The sequence below is a fragment of the Paraburkholderia nodosa DSM 21604 genome, from assembly GCF_000519185.1.
GTDB lineage: Bacteria > Pseudomonadota > Gammaproteobacteria > Burkholderiales > Burkholderiaceae > Paraburkholderia > Paraburkholderia nodosa.
In genome coordinates this window covers 298287-314838 of record NZ_JAFA01000005.1, presented here as the reverse complement: position 1 = coordinate 314838, position 16552 = coordinate 298287, and the positions used below count along the sequence as shown (strand labels likewise).

At 66.7% G+C, this 16552-nt stretch carries 17 protein-coding genes; 5 read left to right on the top strand and 12 right to left on the bottom strand.

The window, feature by feature from the left end:
• Positions 1 to 153: 153 nt before the first annotated feature.
• The 4 genes from fliO to fliR all read left to right on the top strand — a co-directional run bounded on the left by fliO (position 154) and on the right by fliR (position 2620).
• Positions 154 to 654, top strand: a complete 501-nt coding sequence (gene fliO, locus A3CW_RS0109665; RefSeq protein ID WP_051481358.1) for a flagellar biosynthetic protein FliO — start codon at positions 154 to 156, stop codon at positions 652 to 654.
• A 102-nt stretch (positions 655 to 756) separates the two neighbouring features.
• Positions 757 to 1497 carry a flagellar type III secretion system pore protein FliP gene (gene fliP / locus A3CW_RS0109660; protein ID WP_245623582.1) on the top strand — a complete coding sequence of 247 codons (741 nt, stop codon included), beginning with the start codon at positions 757 to 759 and terminating at the stop codon, positions 1495 to 1497.
• Between the two features lie 10 nt (positions 1498 to 1507).
• Complete coding sequence (fliQ, locus tag A3CW_RS0109655) at positions 1508 to 1777, top strand: flagellar biosynthesis protein FliQ (RefSeq protein ID WP_028203375.1); 270 nt, start codon at positions 1508 to 1510, stop codon at positions 1775 to 1777.
• Positions 1778 to 1828: 51 nt separating this feature from the next.
• Positions 1829 to 2620, top strand: coding sequence for a flagellar biosynthetic protein FliR (gene fliR / locus A3CW_RS0109650; RefSeq protein WP_028203374.1), 792 nt, complete (start codon positions 1829 to 1831; stop codon positions 2618 to 2620).
• 82 nt (positions 2621 to 2702) lie between these two features.
• Here fliR and flgL read toward each other — a convergent pair whose 3' ends face one another.
• The 12 genes from flgL to A3CW_RS0109590 form a co-directional block, all read right to left on the bottom strand.
• Positions 2703 to 3947 carry a flagellar hook-associated protein FlgL gene (gene flgL / locus A3CW_RS0109645; RefSeq protein WP_028203373.1) on the bottom strand — a complete coding sequence of 415 codons (1245 nt, stop codon included), beginning with the start codon at positions 3945 to 3947 and terminating at the stop codon, positions 2703 to 2705.
• A gap of 11 nt (positions 3948 to 3958) precedes the next feature.
• A complete protein-coding gene (gene flgK / locus A3CW_RS0109640) occupies positions 3959 to 5965 on the bottom strand; it encodes a flagellar hook-associated protein FlgK (RefSeq protein ID WP_028203372.1) in 2007 nt (668 codons plus the stop codon).
• 209 nt (positions 5966 to 6174) lie between these two features.
• Positions 6175 to 6945 (bottom strand): flagellar brake protein, encoded by a 771-nt coding sequence (locus A3CW_RS0109635; protein ID WP_028203371.1) that lies wholly within the window; start codon positions 6943 to 6945, stop codon positions 6175 to 6177.
• A gap of 268 nt (positions 6946 to 7213) precedes the next feature.
• The gene (gene flgJ / locus A3CW_RS0109630) at positions 7214 to 8206 is read right to left on the bottom strand and encodes a flagellar assembly peptidoglycan hydrolase FlgJ (RefSeq protein ID WP_028203370.1); all 993 of its coding nucleotides are present in this window, start codon (positions 8204 to 8206) and stop codon (positions 7214 to 7216) included.
• Between the two features lie 10 nt (positions 8207 to 8216).
• Positions 8217 to 9416, bottom strand: coding sequence for a flagellar basal body P-ring protein FlgI (locus tag A3CW_RS0109625; protein WP_051481339.1), 1200 nt, complete (start codon positions 9414 to 9416; stop codon positions 8217 to 8219).
• Entirely contained in the window at positions 9410 to 10141 is a 732-nt protein-coding gene (locus A3CW_RS0109620; RefSeq protein WP_407669731.1) for a flagellar basal body L-ring protein FlgH, read from the bottom strand. Before A3CW_RS0109620 ends, A3CW_RS0109625 begins: the two co-directional genes overlap by 7 nt.
• A gap of 14 nt (positions 10142 to 10155) precedes the next feature.
• On the bottom strand, positions 10156 to 10944 hold the full coding sequence (flgG, locus tag A3CW_RS0109615) for a flagellar basal-body rod protein FlgG (RefSeq protein ID WP_028203367.1): 789 nt from the start codon (positions 10942 to 10944) through the stop codon (positions 10156 to 10158).
• A gap of 65 nt (positions 10945 to 11009) precedes the next feature.
• Positions 11010 to 11768 carry a flagellar basal-body rod protein FlgF gene (gene flgF, locus A3CW_RS0109610; RefSeq protein WP_028203366.1) on the bottom strand — a complete coding sequence of 253 codons (759 nt, stop codon included), beginning with the start codon at positions 11766 to 11768 and terminating at the stop codon, positions 11010 to 11012.
• Positions 11769 to 11795: 27 nt separating this feature from the next.
• Positions 11796 to 13034 carry a flagellar hook protein FlgE gene (gene flgE / locus A3CW_RS0109605; RefSeq protein WP_028203365.1) on the bottom strand — a complete coding sequence of 413 codons (1239 nt, stop codon included), beginning with the start codon at positions 13032 to 13034 and terminating at the stop codon, positions 11796 to 11798.
• A gap of 26 nt (positions 13035 to 13060) precedes the next feature.
• Complete coding sequence (locus A3CW_RS0109600; RefSeq protein WP_081771589.1) at positions 13061 to 13705, bottom strand: flagellar hook assembly protein FlgD; 645 nt, start codon at positions 13703 to 13705, stop codon at positions 13061 to 13063.
• A gap of 198 nt (positions 13706 to 13903) precedes the next feature.
• Entirely contained in the window at positions 13904 to 14329 is a 426-nt protein-coding gene (flgC, locus tag A3CW_RS0109595) for a flagellar basal body rod protein FlgC (RefSeq protein ID WP_028203363.1), read from the bottom strand.
• Positions 14330 to 14423: 94 nt separating this feature from the next.
• Positions 14424 to 14939, bottom strand: a complete 516-nt coding sequence (locus A3CW_RS0109590; RefSeq protein WP_028203362.1) for a flagellar basal body protein — start codon at positions 14937 to 14939, stop codon at positions 14424 to 14426.
• 247 nt (positions 14940 to 15186) lie between these two features.
• Between A3CW_RS0109590 and flgA the strand changes: the two genes are divergently transcribed.
• Complete coding sequence (gene flgA, locus A3CW_RS0109585) at positions 15187 to 16491, top strand: flagellar basal body P-ring formation chaperone FlgA (protein WP_035512646.1); 1305 nt, start codon at positions 15187 to 15189, stop codon at positions 16489 to 16491.
• Positions 16492 to 16552 lie beyond the last annotated feature (61 nt).

Sequence of the window (16552 nt, the reverse complement as noted above, 5' to 3'; positions counted from 1 at the left end):
ACCGCCTCTGGCACCGCCTCTGGCACCGCCTCTGGCGCCGATTCTGGCACCAGCACGCAGCGCACGCGGAAGTCCCGCGGCGCGCGCGTGCTGCGATTCTCGTGGCGCCTCGCCGTACACCTCTCGCTCGCCGGCGCCGCCGTTTTCGCGGTCATGAGCGCGCGAGCCGCCGACCTTCAGGCGGTCAACGAAGCCACGCGCGCGGCATCGGGTGCTTCCGGCGCCTCCGCCGTGATCGCCGGCAGCGCGGTCCCCTCGCTCGGCTTCGGCGCGGTCGTGCAGACGGTGCTGGGTCTGGCGCTCGTGATCGCCGTGGTGTTCGGCTGCGCCTGGCTCGCGCGGCGTCTCGGCCTGCAAGGCGGTCCGAAGAACGCGCTCGTGAGGACCGTGGGCGGCGCATCGCTCGGCGGCAAGGAGCGCGTGGCCGTAGTCGAGATCGGCGACACCTGGCTCGTGCTGGGCGCCGCGCCCGGCAACGTGCGCCTGCTCCACACGCTGCCCGCGGGCGAACTTCCCGCAGGCGCCGCGGCGGCCGCTCCCAACGCCCCCGCCCTCTCGGGCACCTTCGCACAGCGCTTTCGTGACGCGCTGAAAAGCGAGGCGAACAAACGCATCAACGCGCGTTTCATGCGTCACGACGGCGGAGCGCAGTAAATGCACGGCAGTTCCCTTCATGCGCCGAACGCAGGCGGCGATGTCCGCGCGCGCGCGGCTACCCTCGCGAAGATCGCCAGAACGGCGCTCCCGTTCGCGCTGATGCTCGGCGCGGGCGCCTTCGCCCTCGCGCTGCCGCACCTCGCGCACGCCCAGGCGGCACAGCCGGCGGGCCTGCCCGCCTTCAACACGAGCCCGGGCCCCAACGGCGGCACGACCTACTCGCTGAGCGTGCAGACGATGCTGCTGCTCACGATGCTGTCGTTCCTGCCGGCGATGGTGCTGATGATGACGAGCTTCACGCGCATCATCATCGTGCTCTCGCTGTTGCGCCAGGCGATCGGCACGACGACCACGCCGCCCAACCAGGTGCTCGTGGGCCTCGCGCTCTTTCTCACGCTGTTCGTGATGTCGCCGGTGCTCGACAAGGCCTACAACGACGGCTACAAGCCGTTCGCGGCCGGCACGATTTCGATGGACGACGCCGTGACGCGCGGCGTCGCACCCTTCAAGACCTTCATGCTGCGCCAGACCCGCGAGTCCGACCTCGCGCTCTTCGCGCGCATCTCGCACGCGGCGCCCATGCAGGGCCCCGAGGACGTGCCGCTCACGCTGCTCGTGCCCTCGTTCGTCACGAGCGAGCTGAAGACGGGCTTCCAGATCGGCTTCACGGTCTTCATTCCGTTTCTCATCATCGACCTGGTGGTGGCGAGCGTGCTGATGTCGATGGGTATGATGATGGTCTCGCCCTCGACAATTTCGCTGCCGTTCAAACTCATGCTGTTCGTGCTGGTGGACGGCTGGCAACTGCTGATCGGCTCGCTCGCGCAGAGCTTTACCTGAGGACACTGACATGACGCCCGAAATGGTCATGACGCTCTCCCACGAGGCGATGTATGTGGCGCTCCTGCTTGCCGCGCCGCTCCTGCTCGTCGCGCTCGTGGTGGGTCTGGTGGTGAGCCTTTTCCAGGCGGCCACGCAGATCAACGAATCCACGCTCGCATTCATCCCGAAGCTGGCCGCCATCGCGGTCACGCTCGTGATCGCCGGCCCGTGGATGCTCACGACGATGCTCGACTACATGCACCGCATCTTCACGAGCATTCCGCAGCTCGCGGGCTAGGCGCAGCCCCGGCCGCCCCCTGCGCGTTCGGCGCAATTCTTCCGGCACACGATGTTTACGGTCACCTACGCGCAGCTCAACGCCTGGCTCACGGCCTTCCTCTGGCCGTTCACGCGCATTCTGGCGCTCGTGGCGATCGCGCCCGTGGTGGGCAACCGCTCCGTGCCGACGCGCGTGAAGATCGGCCTCGCGGGCTTCATCACGCTGATCGTCGCGCCCACGCTCGGCGCCATGCCGCAGGTCACGGTGTTTTCCGCCGAGGGCGTGTGGATCCTCGTCAACCAGTTCCTGATCGGCGTGGCGCTCGGCTTCACGATGCAGCTCGTGTTCGCGGTCGTCACCGCGGCGGGCGACATGATGAGCCTCGGCATGGGCCTGGGCTTCGCGAGCTTCTTCGACCCGCAGGCCAACACCAGCTCGCCCGCACTCTCCTCGTGGCTGAACATGATGGCGATGCTCGCCTTCCTCGCGTTCGACGGTCATCTGCAGATGATCGCGGCGCTCGTCGCCACGTTCCAGACGCTGCCGGTTACGGCGAGCGTGCTCGGCGCCTCGGGCTGGCAGCTGATCGCCAACTATGGCACGACGATCCTCACCTCTGGCCTGCTGCTCTCGCTGCCGGTGGTGGTCGCGCTTCTCATCACCAATCTGTCGCTCGGCATTCTGAACCGCGCGGCCCCGCAGATCGGTATCTTCCAGATCGGCTTCGCGCTCACGATGCTCGTGGGCCTGCTGCTCATCCAGCTCATGATGCCGAACCTGATTCCCTACTTCGCGCGCCTGTTCGACAGCGGCATCGACCAGATGGGCCGCGTGGCGGCCGCACTGCGGCCGCACGGTTAAAACCGGCTTCGCACCGCGCGTGCAGGGCAATAAAAAAGCGGACCGAAGTCCGCTTTTTTTTCGACCGCTCAATGCCTCGTGATCAAGGATTGATGTACTGGAACAGCGAGAGATTCTGCGTGGCGGCAAAACTCTTCTGCGAAGCCGTGAGCGCGTTCGACAGCTGCTCGAACTGGCTGATCGCGGCCACCGTGTCGGTGCTCGTGAGGTCGGAGAGGTTCGACGTGACCTGCAGCGAGTTGGTCGACGTGACCGTTTGCAGCGCCTTCACTTCCTGCTCGCGGCCGCCCACGGAAGCCTGCACCGTGATCACGTTCGAGAGCGAGTTGCCGATCTGCGTGAGGCCGGTGTTCAGCGCGTTATTGAGGTTGGCGACCGCGGCGGTGGAGCCGCTCGTGGGCGTGTTCAGCGCGGCGATGATGCTGTCGATGCTCGCGAACACGTCCGTGTTCTGCGACGCCGTGGCGGGCGTGACCGAGAACGAGTCGCCCGCGCTGGGCGTACCCGACATCGTCACGCTCATGCCCGAGCCGAGCGAGATCGCATTGCCTGCGGTGTAGTTGGCCGGCGTCGTCGTCGTCGCGGGGCTGGCGCTGTTGTCGGTCACCGTGTAGGTGAGCGCACCCGTGGTCGCGTCGGTGGCGAACGCGATCGAGTAGTTGTCGTTGTTGGTCGCCTGGGTCGGGTCCGTCACCGTCACGCCGCTGATCACGCCCGTGCCCGTGTTCGACGAATTGCCCGAGGCCACGTTGGCCGAACCCACGGCCTGCACACTCTGGAATACCGTCGTGCCCGTGTCGCCGACCGCGATGTTGCGCGTGCCGGCCACCTGCATCACGCGCTGGCCCGCGTCGCCGTTGTAGGTCACGCCGCCGCCCGACTTGTTCGAGAACACCTGCGAGGTGCTCTGGAAGCCGGAGAAGATGTAGTTGCCCGCGCCGTCCGTGGTGTTGGCGAGCGTGAGCAGCTGGTTGCGGTCGCCTTGCATCTGCTGGGCGATCGCCTGGCGCGCCTGGTCCGTGAGCGAGCCGTTCTGCGCTTCGATGATGAGCGAGTGGATGCTCTGCATCGTGCTCGTCACGCTCGAGAGCGTCGTGTCCTCGAGCTGCAGCGCGGTGAGCGCCGTGGTCTGGTTCGACGAGTACTGCGTGAGCGTCGCGCTCGTCGCAGAAAGCGTCACGGCCTGCGCGGCGCCGAGCGGATTGTCCGCCGGGTTCGAAATCGCCACGCCGGTCGAGATCTGCTGCTGGACCTGGAGGAGCTGGGACTGCTGGTTCTCCATCGTCGACAGACTGGAGGAAAAAATCTGGGAAGTCGCGATACGCATGGGTCAGCGCCTCACTGGAAAATGCCGAGCAGGGTCTGGAACAGCGACGCCGCTGTCTGGATCACCTTGCTGTTGGCCTGATAGAGCTGCTGATACTGCAGCAGGTTCGCCGCTTCTTCGTCGAGGTTCACACCCTGCACCGACTGCTGCTGCGACGTGAGCTGCGTCACGAGCGACTGCTGCGACGTGTTCGACGCCTTGAGCTGGCTTGCCGTGTCGCCGATCGAGTTCACGTAGTTCGCATACGCCGTGGTGAGCGTGGTCGATCCCGTGTACGCCGTGCTCGACGTGAGGTTCGCGATCGCGAGTGCGTTGCGGCCGTCCTGCGTGCCGCTCTTGTTGCCCGCCACCGTGAACGTGTCGTTGTTGGAGGGGGTGCCCGTCATCGTGAAGCTTGCGTTCGTGACGGTGCCCGTGGAATCCATGATGGCGATCGTCGCGCCCGTGGTGGCGTCGTAGCTCACCGGCGTCGTGTTGCTCGTGATCGTGTACGTTGTCGGCGTGCTCGAGCCGGCCACGGTGACCTGCACCTTCGAACCGACGGGGAAACCGCTCAGCGTGCCGGTCGTGGTGCTCGTCGAGGCGTATGAGAGCGTGACGGGCAGCGCGCTGGTCGAGTAACCTGCGCCGACCGTGCCCTGCGAAACCGTAGCCGTGCCTGCGTTCTTCGTGGACGCCGACACGACGACCGGCGTGGCCGCCGCGATGGCCGCGGGGTCGCTGGTCGCGACCGAGAAGCTCGCGAGCGCGCCGGCCGTCGGCTGGATCATGAACGAGTCGCCCGCGCTCACCGTCCCCGAAGGCGTAATCGAAAAGCCGCCGATCGTGATCGGCGCGGTGCCGTTCGGCTGGGTCGCGACCAGCGAGTTCGTCGTCGTGTCGGTGAGGTTCCAGTTCGTGCCGTCGTAGCTCAGCTTGTAGTTGTCGGTGAGCGGCTGCGTGCTGTTCGTGAGCGTCGCGCTGACCGTGGTCTGCGTGTCGGGATTCGTCGAGCTGGCCGTGACGAGCGGGTTGCCCACCGTGAACAGATTGCCGCCCGCGCCGCCCGAGAGCGTGAGACCGAGTGCGTTCTGCGAGTTCACCTGCGCGGCGAAGCTCGTCACGATCGCGCCCAGTTGCGACTCCGCCGGATCGAGCGTGGACGAGACGAACGAAACCAGGCCGCCCACGGTGCCGCCCTGCAGTGCGGCCGACGACAGCACCTGCGGCGCGCCTTGCGATGCGGCGCTCGCGCCATTCAGGCCCTGCCAGGTCACGGCCAGTTCCTGCGGGTTGGTGCTCGAAGGCTGCGTGCCGAGGTTGTAGCTCTGGCTGCTGACCACGAGCGGCTGGCCGTTGCCGAGGAACACGCTGTAGCCGGTGCTGCCCTGCACGACCTGTACGCCCACGAGCTGCGAGAGGTTCGCGACCGCTTGATCGCGCTGATCGAGCAGCTGGTTCGGCTGCTGGCCGCCCGAGCTCGCGGAGGTGATCTGCGCGTTGAGGCTCGCGATCTGCTGCGTGTAGGTGTTGATTTGCGAGACCGCGCTCGTGAGCTGCGTGTTCACGCTCTGGCGCATCGCGTCGTACTGCTGGCTCGCGGCGTTGATCTGGGTGGCGAGCGTCTGCGCGTCGGAGAGCACGGTTTGCCGCGCTGCGGTATCCGAAGGCGAATTCGAGACGTTCTGCAGGCCCGTGAAGAAGTTCGTGATCGCGGTGGCGATGCCCGAGGTCGGGCTGCCCACGAGGTTCGAGAGCTGCGTGGCGAGGTTGTACGAAGCCGTGTACGAACTGCTGGCCGTCTGCGCATTGTTGACGGCCGTCGTGAGGTACTGGCTGTAGGCGCGCTGCACGGTGGCGGTGGTGACGCCGCTGCCGAGATAGCCGTTCGACGTGTACTGGCCTGCCGATTCCTGGTACACCGGCTTCTCGACGGTGTAGCCCGCGGTCGTCGAGTTGCTGATGTTCTCGCCGGTGGTCGAGATACCAATCTGCGCCGCCTGCAGGCCGCTCAGACCGATCGAGAAAATGTTGGACATGCGTGATCCTCGAAAGCGGCCTGCCCCCCTGGCAAACCGCGTGGTGTACTCACGGTATAACGGCAACGCACTGCAAAAATTGAGCGCCCGATGGGGGCGAAAACGTTAGCGTGCGCGGGCGTGCGCGCCCGCCGCGCGGCGGGCAAACCGGCGCAACATGCGCTGCGCCGGCCAGGGTGTTGCGGATCGTGCGGGTGACGCGGTAACGCTCAGGCACGCGCGAGCGCGCGGCGCTTCATCTCGAGCTGCGTGATATAGCGCTGCAGCGTGTTCTCGGAGGCGCCGGGCAGCGCGTCGAAGCGAAAGCCCATGTGATAGCGGCGGTCGCCGTTGGGCAGATCGATGAAACGCAGCACGACGAGCGCGAGATCCACGCGCAGCTTGCCGTGCGCGCGCAGGTCGAGTTCGACGTCGGGCAGCACGAGGCCCATGGCGAGATCCGCCACGCGCTCCTCGGTCGTACGCAGCCCGAGGCCGCCGAGCGAGAGGTCATGCACCTCGTACGCGAAGCGCGGGCCGCCGCTCGGCAGCTCGCCGCGGCAAATGCACGGCTCGAGCACGGGCGTGTCGACGCGGAAGTACTCGCGCCGCTGCACGTAGAACAGCACTTCGGGGAAATCGGCTTCGAACGCTGGGTGCCCTTCGAACTCGGTGCGCCGCGGCGTAGCCGTCTTGAACTCCACGCGTACGCCGTCGGGCGAGGCGTGGAACAGGCACTCGGGCGCCGCGAGCACGCCGGTGTTCTGCTCGGGCATCGCGCCCCAGTCGAACACGAAAGTGCGCTCGCGTCCGTTGACGGCCAGAATGCGCGTGACGAGCTGTCCGCCGCGATACTGGAGGGTCAGGAAGTCGCCGCGATTGACGAGATTGCGTAGCTGGACGCCGATCTCGAGCGGATTGCGGCGCCCAAAATCGTGGGAGCCGTCGGCACCCTCGGCGCCCTCGCCTGCTTCCTGTGGATTCGACTGAACGGTATTCATCGGCCTGCCGGGAATTCGTGAACGTGCCGGCGCGAGAGCGGACCCTTTCCGCACGCGCCGTTCGGGCGGTCCGACCGCCCGGATTGCTTTTCCATCTCGCCTGCATTAGCGGCAGACATTACGAAAAATTTAGGGATTGGGCGTAAAAAAAATATGCCTTTTCCCTGCATGAAACACGCGTGCGCAGCTTCTTCCGGCAACTGCGCCGAGGCAACGTTTGCGCTTGCCTAACTGACGTCAACCGCGGCGCCGGCCGTCGAACCGATCGTCAGGCCATCCGCTGCATGATGGTCAGCAGCTTTTTCGCATAGTGCGGGTCGGTGGCGTAGCCCGCGCGCTGCATGCCGTGCGCGAAGCCTTCGGCGCTCTTCGAGCCGTTGATCACCGACGCGTAGCGCGGGTTGCTCTTGAGCAGCGTGGCGTAGTCGGTCATCGCGTCTTCGTACGAGTCGTAGGCGCGGAACTTCTCCACCATGCGATGCGGCTGGCCGTTCACGTACTCGGTCGTGACCGTCGAGACGGTCTTGCCGGTCCAGTCCTTGCTCGCCTTGATGCCGAACACGTTGTGGCTCGCCGAGCCGTCGGCGTTCTTGATCTCGCGCTTGCCCCAGCCCGATTCGAGCGCGGCCTGGCCGAGAATGAAGCGCGCCGGAATGCCCGTGGTCGAGCTGGCCTGCTGTGCGGCGTTGGCGAGCTTGTCGACGAAGGCGTCCACGGAGGCGTCGCCGTTGCCCTTGATCGGCGGCGTGAGCGCGCTGTTGCCGCTGTAGCCCGAGCCGTTGGCGAGCGCGCCGTTGGCGGCAGCGTTGCCGTAGGCGCGGCCGAGCGCGTTGAGCATCGCGAGGTTGCCCTCGTTTGCGTCCTTGCCCGAAAGCCCCGAGATCGCGCCCGCCACGCCGCCTGCACCGCCGGCGCCATCGGCACCGGCCGCGCCGCCCATGCTGCGCATGAGCTGCTTGAGCATCGCGTTCGCCACGCCGATGCCCTTGTTCGACATCTGCTGGGCGAGCTGCTGGTCCATCATCGAAGTGAACTGGGCGCCGTCGTGCGAGTCGAGCGGGCCGTCGTCGGGCGTCGCTTCGCGCATGCTCTTGAGCATCATCTGCGTGAAGACCGCGTCGAACTGCTTCGCGGCCATCTTCACGCCCTGCTGGGGCGAGGCGTTCGCCGCGGCGCGCATCGAGTCGAAGCCCTGCACGTCGAGCGCGAAGCGGTTGGTGAGGTCGAGGCTGCCGCCGCCGATGTTCTTCGTATTATCCAAGTTACACCCCTTAGATGATCTCGAGGTCGGCGCGCAGTGCACCCGCCGCCTTCATCGCCTGCAGGATCGACATCAGATCCGCCGGCGTAGCGCCCAGCGCGTTGAGCGCTTTCACGACCTCGGCGAGATTGGCGCCCGCCGTGACGAGCTTGAGCGATCCGTTGTCCTGCTTCAACTGGATCTGCGACTGGCGCGTCGCCACCGTCTGGCCATTGGAGAACGCGCCGGGCTGGCTTACCGCCGTCTGCGTGTTCACGACGACCGAGAGATTACCGTGCGCGACCGCGCAGCTCTCCAGCGTCACCATCTGGTTCATGACGATCGAGCCGGTGCGCGCGTTCAGGATCACCTTCGCGGCCGGCGTGGCCGGATTCACGTTGAGGTCCTGGATCTGCGCGATGAAGCCCACCTGCGACCCCGGATCGGCCGGCCCGTGCACCTGGATCGTGCGGCCGTCGAGCGGCGAAGCCGTGCCCGGGCCGAACATGTTGTTGACGGCCGAGACGATGCGCTGCGTCGTATCGTAGTCCATGTCGTTGACGGTCAGCGTGAGCAGACCGCCTTGCTGCGAAACCGGCGAGATCACCGAGCGCTCGACGATCGCACCGCCCGCGATGCGGCCCGCGGCGAGCTGGTTCACCTGCACCCTGCTGCCGTTGGCCGAGGCGCCCGCGCCGCCCACGGCCACGTTGCCCTGCGCGAGCGCGTAGACCTGGCCGTCGGCGCCCTTGAGCGGCGTGAGCAGCAGCGTGCCGCCGCGAATGCTCTTCGCGTTGGCGAGCGACGACACCGTGATGTCGATCTGCTCGCCCGGCCGCGCGAACGGCGGCAGCACCGCCGTCACCATGACCGCGGCGACGTTCTTCAGCTGCATGTTGTTGAGCGTCGACGAGGAACCCGACGAGCTCGACGTGTTGTTGATCGAGATGCCGAGGTTCGCGAGCATGTTCGCGAGCGTCTGCGTGGTGAACGGCGCCTGGGTCGTCTGGTCGCCGGTGCCGTCGAGGCCCACCACGAGGCCGTAGCCGATCAGCGGGTTGTCGCGCACGCCCTGGAAGGTCGCGAGGTCTTTCACGCGCTCGGCGCGCGCCGGCGTCGCGTAGGCGACAAGTGCGCCGCAGGCCAGCACGAAGCCGAACGCCACGCCGAGTGCGGCGAGCACGTCCTTCACGCGCGAGCGGCGCGAACGATGGAAGCGGATCTTTACCATGGGGCGAGGTTCAGGAAGAAGCGTTGCAGCCAGCCCATTGTCTCGGCTTCGTCGATCACGCCTTTCGCGGAGTATTCGATCTTCGCGTCGGCGACGTCGGTCGAGAGCACGGAGTTATCTCCGGCAACGGTGTTCGGATTGACGACGCCGGAAAAGCGCACGTATTCATTGCCCTGGTTGATGAGCATCTGCTTCTCGCCGGAGACGACGAGATTGCCGTTGGGCAGCACGTTCGTCACGGTCACGGTGATGACGCCCGTGAACGTGTTCGAAGCGTTCGCGCCGCCCGTGGCGTCGAACTGGTTCGCGCCCGTGGAACTCAGGTTCGCGCGGTTGAAGAAGCCCGGCAGGAAGTTCGCGGTGCCCGCAAAGCTCGTGGCGCTGCCGCGCTTGGTATTCGCGCCCGACGACTTGGTCGCGTTGATGTTTTCGGAGATGACGATCGTGAGGATGTCGCCGGTATTGCGCGGACGCTGATCCTCGAAGAGCGGCCGTCCCGCGTAGCCCGGGTTGTAGATGGCGCCCGGCGACAGATTCGCGGGCGGCATGGGCGGCACGGCCGTCATCGGCTGCTGCACGATTGGTTGCTTGTTGGGAAGGTAGGCGCAGCCCGCCAGCATCGCGAGCGCCACAGCCGCCACGAGCGCCCGGGGATTGCCCGGATGCCGCGCGCGGATGCGAGGATGGTTTCGAACGGACTGCGACATATTCTTCACCGACTTGATTAACCAGAGAGACCTCAGACCTGCATCTGGCTGAGGGTTTGCAGCATCTGGTCAGAAGTGGTGACCGCCTTGCTGTTGATTTCGTAGGCGCGCTGCGTCTCGATCATGTTCACGAGCTCCTGCACGACGTTCACGTTCGACGATTCCACGTAGCCCTGGTTGAGCGTGCCCGAAGCGTTCTGGCCCGGCGTGGAAACGGTGGGCGTGCCCGACGATGCCGTTTCCGACAACAGGTTCTGCCCGTTCGACTGCAGGCCGGTCGGGTTGATGAACATGGCGAGCTGCAGCGTGCCGATGGTCGTGTTGTTGCTCGAGCCCGGCGTCGTGACCGTCACCACGCCGTCGCTGCCGATGGTGAGCGAGGTGGCGTTGGCGGGCACCGTGATCGCCGGGATCACCTGGTAGCCGCTCGCCGTCACGAGCTGGCCTTGCGAGTTGGTCTGGAACGAGCCGTCGCGCGTGTAGGCCGTTGTGCCGTCGGGCATCTGCACCTGGAAGAAGCCCGCGCCGTTGATCGCCACGTCCTTCGAGTTGCCGGTCTGCTGCAGGTTGCCCTGCGTGTAGAGACGCTCGGTCGCCACCTGCTGCACGCCCGTGCCCACCTGGCTGCCCGAAGGCAGTTCGGTTTGCTGGGTCGAGTTCGCACCCGGCTGGCGCAGCGTCTGGTACATGAGGTCCTCGAACACGGCGCGCGAGCCCTTGAAGCCATTGGTGCTCACGTTCGCGAGGTTGTTCGAGATCACGTCCATCTGCGCCTGCTGGGCGTTCATGCCGGTGGCGGCGATGTAGAGCGATCGGTTCACGGTGTCTTTCTCCCGGTCCGGCCTCGCGCGTGGCGCGAGGCGGCCTTCATTTAACTTGAAATGGCTTAGCTGAAGTTGAGCAGCTGGTTCGCGCTCTGCTCGTTCTGGTCAGCGTTCTGGAGCAGCTTGGTCTGCATCTGGAACTGGCGCGCGTTGGTGATCATCGAGACCATCGCCGCCACCGGGTTCACGTTGCTGCCCTCGAGCGACTCGGTCGCGACCTGCACGGTCTGGTCCGCGTCGGCGGGGTTGCCGTCCGACGTGTGGAAAAGACCGTCGTCACCGCGCGTGAGCGCACCGGCCGGCGGGTTGACGAACTTGATCTGGTCGATCATGGCGATCGCGTTGGCGGGGCTGCCCGGCGCAATGGCCGAAACTGTGCCGTCCTTGCCGATCGTGATCGCCGAACCGGGCGGCACCGCGATCGGGCCGCCGCCGCCGATCACCTGCAGGTTGGCGGCCGTGACGAGCTGGCCGTTTTCATCGACGTGCAGGTTGCCCGCACGCGTATAGGCCTCGTTGCCGTCGGCCGTCTGCACGGCCATGAAACCCTGGCCCTGAATGGCGATGTCGAGCGGGTTTCCGGTATGCGAGATCGCACCGGGCGTCATGTCCGAGCCAGGCGTCGCCGAGAGCACGTAGGTGCGCGTGGTCTGGTCGTTCACCGTCGAGCCGTCGCCGAACGACATCGGCACGGCGCGAAAGTTGGCGAGCTGCGCGCGAAAGCCCGTGGTCGAGACGTTCGCGAGGTTGTTCGCGACGACGGCCTGCTGCTCGAGCGCCTGGCTCGCGCCCGTCATCGCGGTATAAATGAGTCGGTCCATGATGTGCCCGGTACGTGGTTAGACGCGTTACATCTGCAGCAGCGTCTGGTCGACGGTCTGCTGCGTCTTGATGGTCTGCGCGTTCGCCTGGTAGTTGCGCTGGGCCGTGATCAGGTCGACGAGCTGGTTCGTCAGGTCGACGTTCGACGCTTCGAGCGCGCCGCCCGTGAGCGTGCCGTGGTTCGTGCTGCCCGGCGTGGAGACCTGCGCGACGCCCGATGCCGCCGTTTGCTGGAACTGGTTGCCGCCCAGGTTCAGCAGGCCGTTCGGGTTGTTGAAGTTGGCGAGCACGATCTGGCCGAGCGCCATGGTCTGGCCGTTCGAGTAATTGCCCGTGATGGTGCCGTCCGCGCCGATCGAGAAGTTTGAGAGCGTGCCGCTCGCGTAGCCGTCCTGGGCGAGGTTGTTCACGCCGTTGGCCGAGCCGTACTGCGTCGTGCCCGCGAGGTCGAGCGTCAGCGACTGGGGCGTCGTGGAGCCGTCCGCCGGCGTAATGTTGAACGTGAGCGACGTGGTCCCGTTGGTCGTTGCCGTGCCCGAGGCCGTGATGCTCTGGAGCGCGCCGGACGAGCTGAACTGTGCCGTGCCGAGCTTCGTCACCGAGCCGGCCTGACCGGCATACACGTCCCACTGGCCGCTCGTCGCGTCTTTCGCGAAATACATGTTGACCGTCTGGGTGCCGCCGAGCGTGTCGTAGGCCGTGACCGACGTCGAATACGTGTAGCTCGACGAGTCGGTTGCGCTGAAGGGTGTCGTGGTCGGCGTCGTGGCCTGCGCGTTCAGGTTCAGCTGCGCCGTAATGTTCTTGGTCGCAACCGGCGCGATGTTGGTGGTCGGCACCTGCAGCGGCACGGTTTGCGCCGTATTGACCACGCCCGTCGAACTGGCGGCATAGCCCATCAGGTCATTGCCCGACGCGTCGGTGATAAAGCCGTTCTTGTCGAGCTGGAACACGCCGTTGCGCGAATACGTGATCGTGCCGTTGTTCGACATCTGGTAGAAGCCGTTGCCGTTGATGGCGACGTTCAGCGCCTGGCCCGTCGTGCTGATCGTGCCTTGCGCGAAGTCCTGCTGCACGGTCTGGAGCGAGGCGCCGAGGCCGATCTGGTTGCCCACCGACGTCGCGATGGTGTTCGCGTAGACGTCGGCGAACTGCGCCGTGCTCTGCTTGAAGCCAACGGTGTTCGCATTGGCGATGTTGTTGCCGATCACGTCGAGGTCGTTCGACGACGCGGCGAGGCCGCTCAATCCTTGCTGGTAGCCCATGTTTGTCTACTCCGCCTTTATCGTGTTCAGAGAATGGCGCCGACGCTCGAAAGCGCGACCGTTTTGCCGTTGGCGAGCGAGAGGCTCGCCGTGCCGTCCGACTGCTGGACCACGCCCTGCACCTGGCTCGCGACGAGCGCGGTTGCCGTGGCGGACTGACCGTTGGTCGTCGCGCTGGCGCTGATCGTGTAGGTGCCGTCGGCGACCGTGTTGCCCGAGCTGTCCTTGCCGTTCCAGGTGACCGGCACGGTGCCGGCCGACTGCGCGCCGAGGTCGAGCGTGTTGACGACCTGGCCTGCCGAATTGGTGATCGTGAGCTTCACGTCCGACACCGCCGCTGGCAGCGTGACGCCGAGTTGCGGCGACGTCCCGCTCGACACGGCGGCGCTGCTGCCCGGAGCGAGCACGGTCGAGCCGATGAGCAGCGCAGCCTGCGCGTTCTGGCCAGCCGAAAGCTGCGTGGAGAGCGATGACAGCGACGTATTGAGCTGCTGGATGCCCGAGACCGTGTTGATCTGGGCGAGCTGCGAGGTCATCTGCGAGCTGTCCATCGGATTAGTCGGGTCCTGGTTCTGCAATTGCGCGACGAGCATCCGCAAGAAGGTGGTCTGCAGGTCGCTCGCGCTCGTGCCGCTCGACGACGACGACGAACTCGAGCTCGTGCCGTTCATGGTGTCGAGCAGTTGCTGCGACACGGTGGCGGTGCTGCCGCCAATGGTTGTGTTGCTGGAACTCAACGCGTTCTCCCTCGATTGCGCTTCGTGCTTGGCGTGTGGTGGTGGCGGGCGCTCGTTCGTTTCGCGCCCGCTGGTCTCTTGTGCTTGCTGCAGTCTCTGTTGCTGCGGCGTGCCGTGCTTCAGGTTCCCGCTTTACGTTCCGATCGTGAGCGTCTTGAGCATCAGCGTCTTGGCCGTGTTCAGCGTTTCGACGTTGGCCTGGTACGAGCGCGACGCCGAGATCATGTTCACCATCTCCTGCACCGGATCGACGTTCGGCATCGTCACGTAGCCGTCCGCGTTGGCGGAGGGATTGTCGGGGTCGTAGGTCTCTTTCATCGGCGTGGGGTCGTCCACGACGCCGGTCACCCTGACACCGCCCACCTGCTGGCCCGAGGCCGTGCGCGCACCGCCGAGCGGATTCACCGCGAACACGACCTGCTTCGCCTTGTACGGCTGACCGTCGGGGCCGGTCGTGCTGTCGGCGTTGGCGAGATTGGACGCCGTCACGTTCAGACGCTGCGATTCCGCCGTCATGGCGGAGCCCGCAACGCTGAAAATGTTCATCAGGGATGGCATGGTTTCGTTGACCTCACATCAGGTGCGCGTCACGCGCGCGTTGGTCGTTCATGGCTTCGTTACTGCGTCTTTCCGGCTGCGCCGCGTGCGGCGATCAGCTCGAACCCGAGGTGATCGCGGAGAGCATCGTCTTGATCTGCTGCGAGACCACCGTCATGCCCGACTCGAAGTGCAGCGCGTTGTCGGCGAACTGCACGCGCTCGGTGTCGAGATCGACCGTGTTGCCGTCGAGCGCGGGCTGCACCGGCGTGCGGTACATGAGCTGGCTCTTGTAGGTGTCGGCCGGGCCGCCCGTCGGGATCAGCTTCGCGTCGCCGGCCATGTGGCCCGACTCCGTGGACGCCATCTGCATGCCGCTCGTCACGCCCGCGGGCTGCGCCATGGCAAGCGGCTGGGCGTTGCCGCCCGAGGTGGCCGTCATGCCCACCGTGCCGCCGGCGCCCGTCTGGCGCAGCGCGCCGGCCAGCGAGGCCGAGAAGTCCACGTCGCGCGCCTGGTAGCCCGGCGTGTCGGCGTTCGCGATGTTCGAAGAGATCAATGCCTGCCGCGTGGCGCGCACATCGAGCGCTTCGCGCCCAAAGGCGAATTCGGCATCGAGTTTGTCCAGCATCGGGCGTTCTCCGTGAAACGAAAAAGGATTCGGCGTGAGCGCGGCGGGCTCGCCAAAAGGCGGAGAAAGCGGCGCAAACGTTAGGCGCGTGGTCCGAAGGCCTTTGCGCATGGAGTGGAATATTAGGCGGGGGTGGCAAGAACCAATCGGACGAATAGCCGGTAAAGCGCCCCTCTATTCGACGCTAGCGCGCGGGGGCCGCCGCCTAGAATGCGAGGCGTGTCAATGCATTCGATGGAGAACGACAATGCCGCAGACTGCCTCTTTCCGTAGGCCGCACGCCGGCCTGGAGCGGCGTGCGCGCGCGCTGTCGTGGCGCGCGTCCTGGACGTGCGTGCTGGCCTGCGCCTTTGGTAGTGCGCTCGCTCAGGCACAAACCCCGCCGCAACCTGAAAGCGCCGGCGGCCAGATCTTCATTGCGGGCCCCGGCGACCGTTCGGGCGCCGACGCCGCGCAGATGAACGCGCTGCTCGCGAGCAACGCGAAGAAGCCCGCCGCGGCGGCGGCCAGCAGTGCGCCCGCCAACGAGGCCGCGCCGCTGCGCGCGGCCAGCTACGCCGATCTGAATTCGCGCGGCGTGCCCGCGGATGCGCGCGCGGGCGTCGAGTCGAACGGCATGATCACGATTCCGGGTCCCGGCGAGCGCGCGTCCCAAGGCGACGCGCCGCGCATCGTCACGGTTCCCGCGCCAGGCGCGAGCGCCCAGCCCATGCGCGTGCCGGCGGCCAATGCGAACAACGCCGGCGCGCTGCAGCGCGTGAACCTGTCGAGCGCCGCGAACCGCGTCGCCCCGGTGGTCGTGGACGCCGGCGCGGCGACGCTCGCGGGCGCGAAGCCGGTTGCCAGCACAAACTCCGGTGCGCCGCCGAATCCCAATACCAGCGCCAATACCAGCGCCGTCGCCACGAACGTGCAGGCCACGCCGCCGGGCCAGCAGGACGGCGAATCGATCCGCGCCGTCGCGCTCGCCTTCCTGCAGCAGCAGTCGGCGGGCTTGCCGGGTCACGTGAGCATCACGGTCGCGCCGGTGTTTCCGCGCGGCCTCGCCGCCTGCACCTCGCTCGAGCCGTTCATGCCGCCGGGCGCGCGCACCTATGGACACACGACCGTGGGCGTGCGCTGCGTCGGCGCGAAGCCGTGGACGCTCTATGTGAGCGCGCGCATTGCCGTGGACGTGACCTACTACGTGGCTTCGCGCCAGATCGGCGCGGGCGAAGCCCTTTCGGCCGCCGATTTCATGCCGCGCGCGGGGGACCTCGCGAACCTGCCGCAGACCATCATCACCGATCCCAACCAGGCGACGGGCGCCGTCGCGCTCGCGCGCATTTCCGCGGGCCTGCCGCTGCGCACCGACATGCTGCGCAGCGCCGCCTCGGTCGTCATCGGACAGTCGGTCAAGGTGATCGCCGTGGGCAGCAACTTCACGATCTCCGCCGAGGGCAGCGCGCTCAACAACGCCGAGCCCGGCCAGCAGGTGCGCGTGCGCACGAGCGGCGGCCAGATCATCTCGGGCGTGGTCAAGGACGCAGGTACCGTGCAGGTGCAGATCTAAAGCCGGTAAGCGCTGGTAAGGGCCGGATCGGGGCGCACCAAGCCCCGTCCGGCGGCCCGAT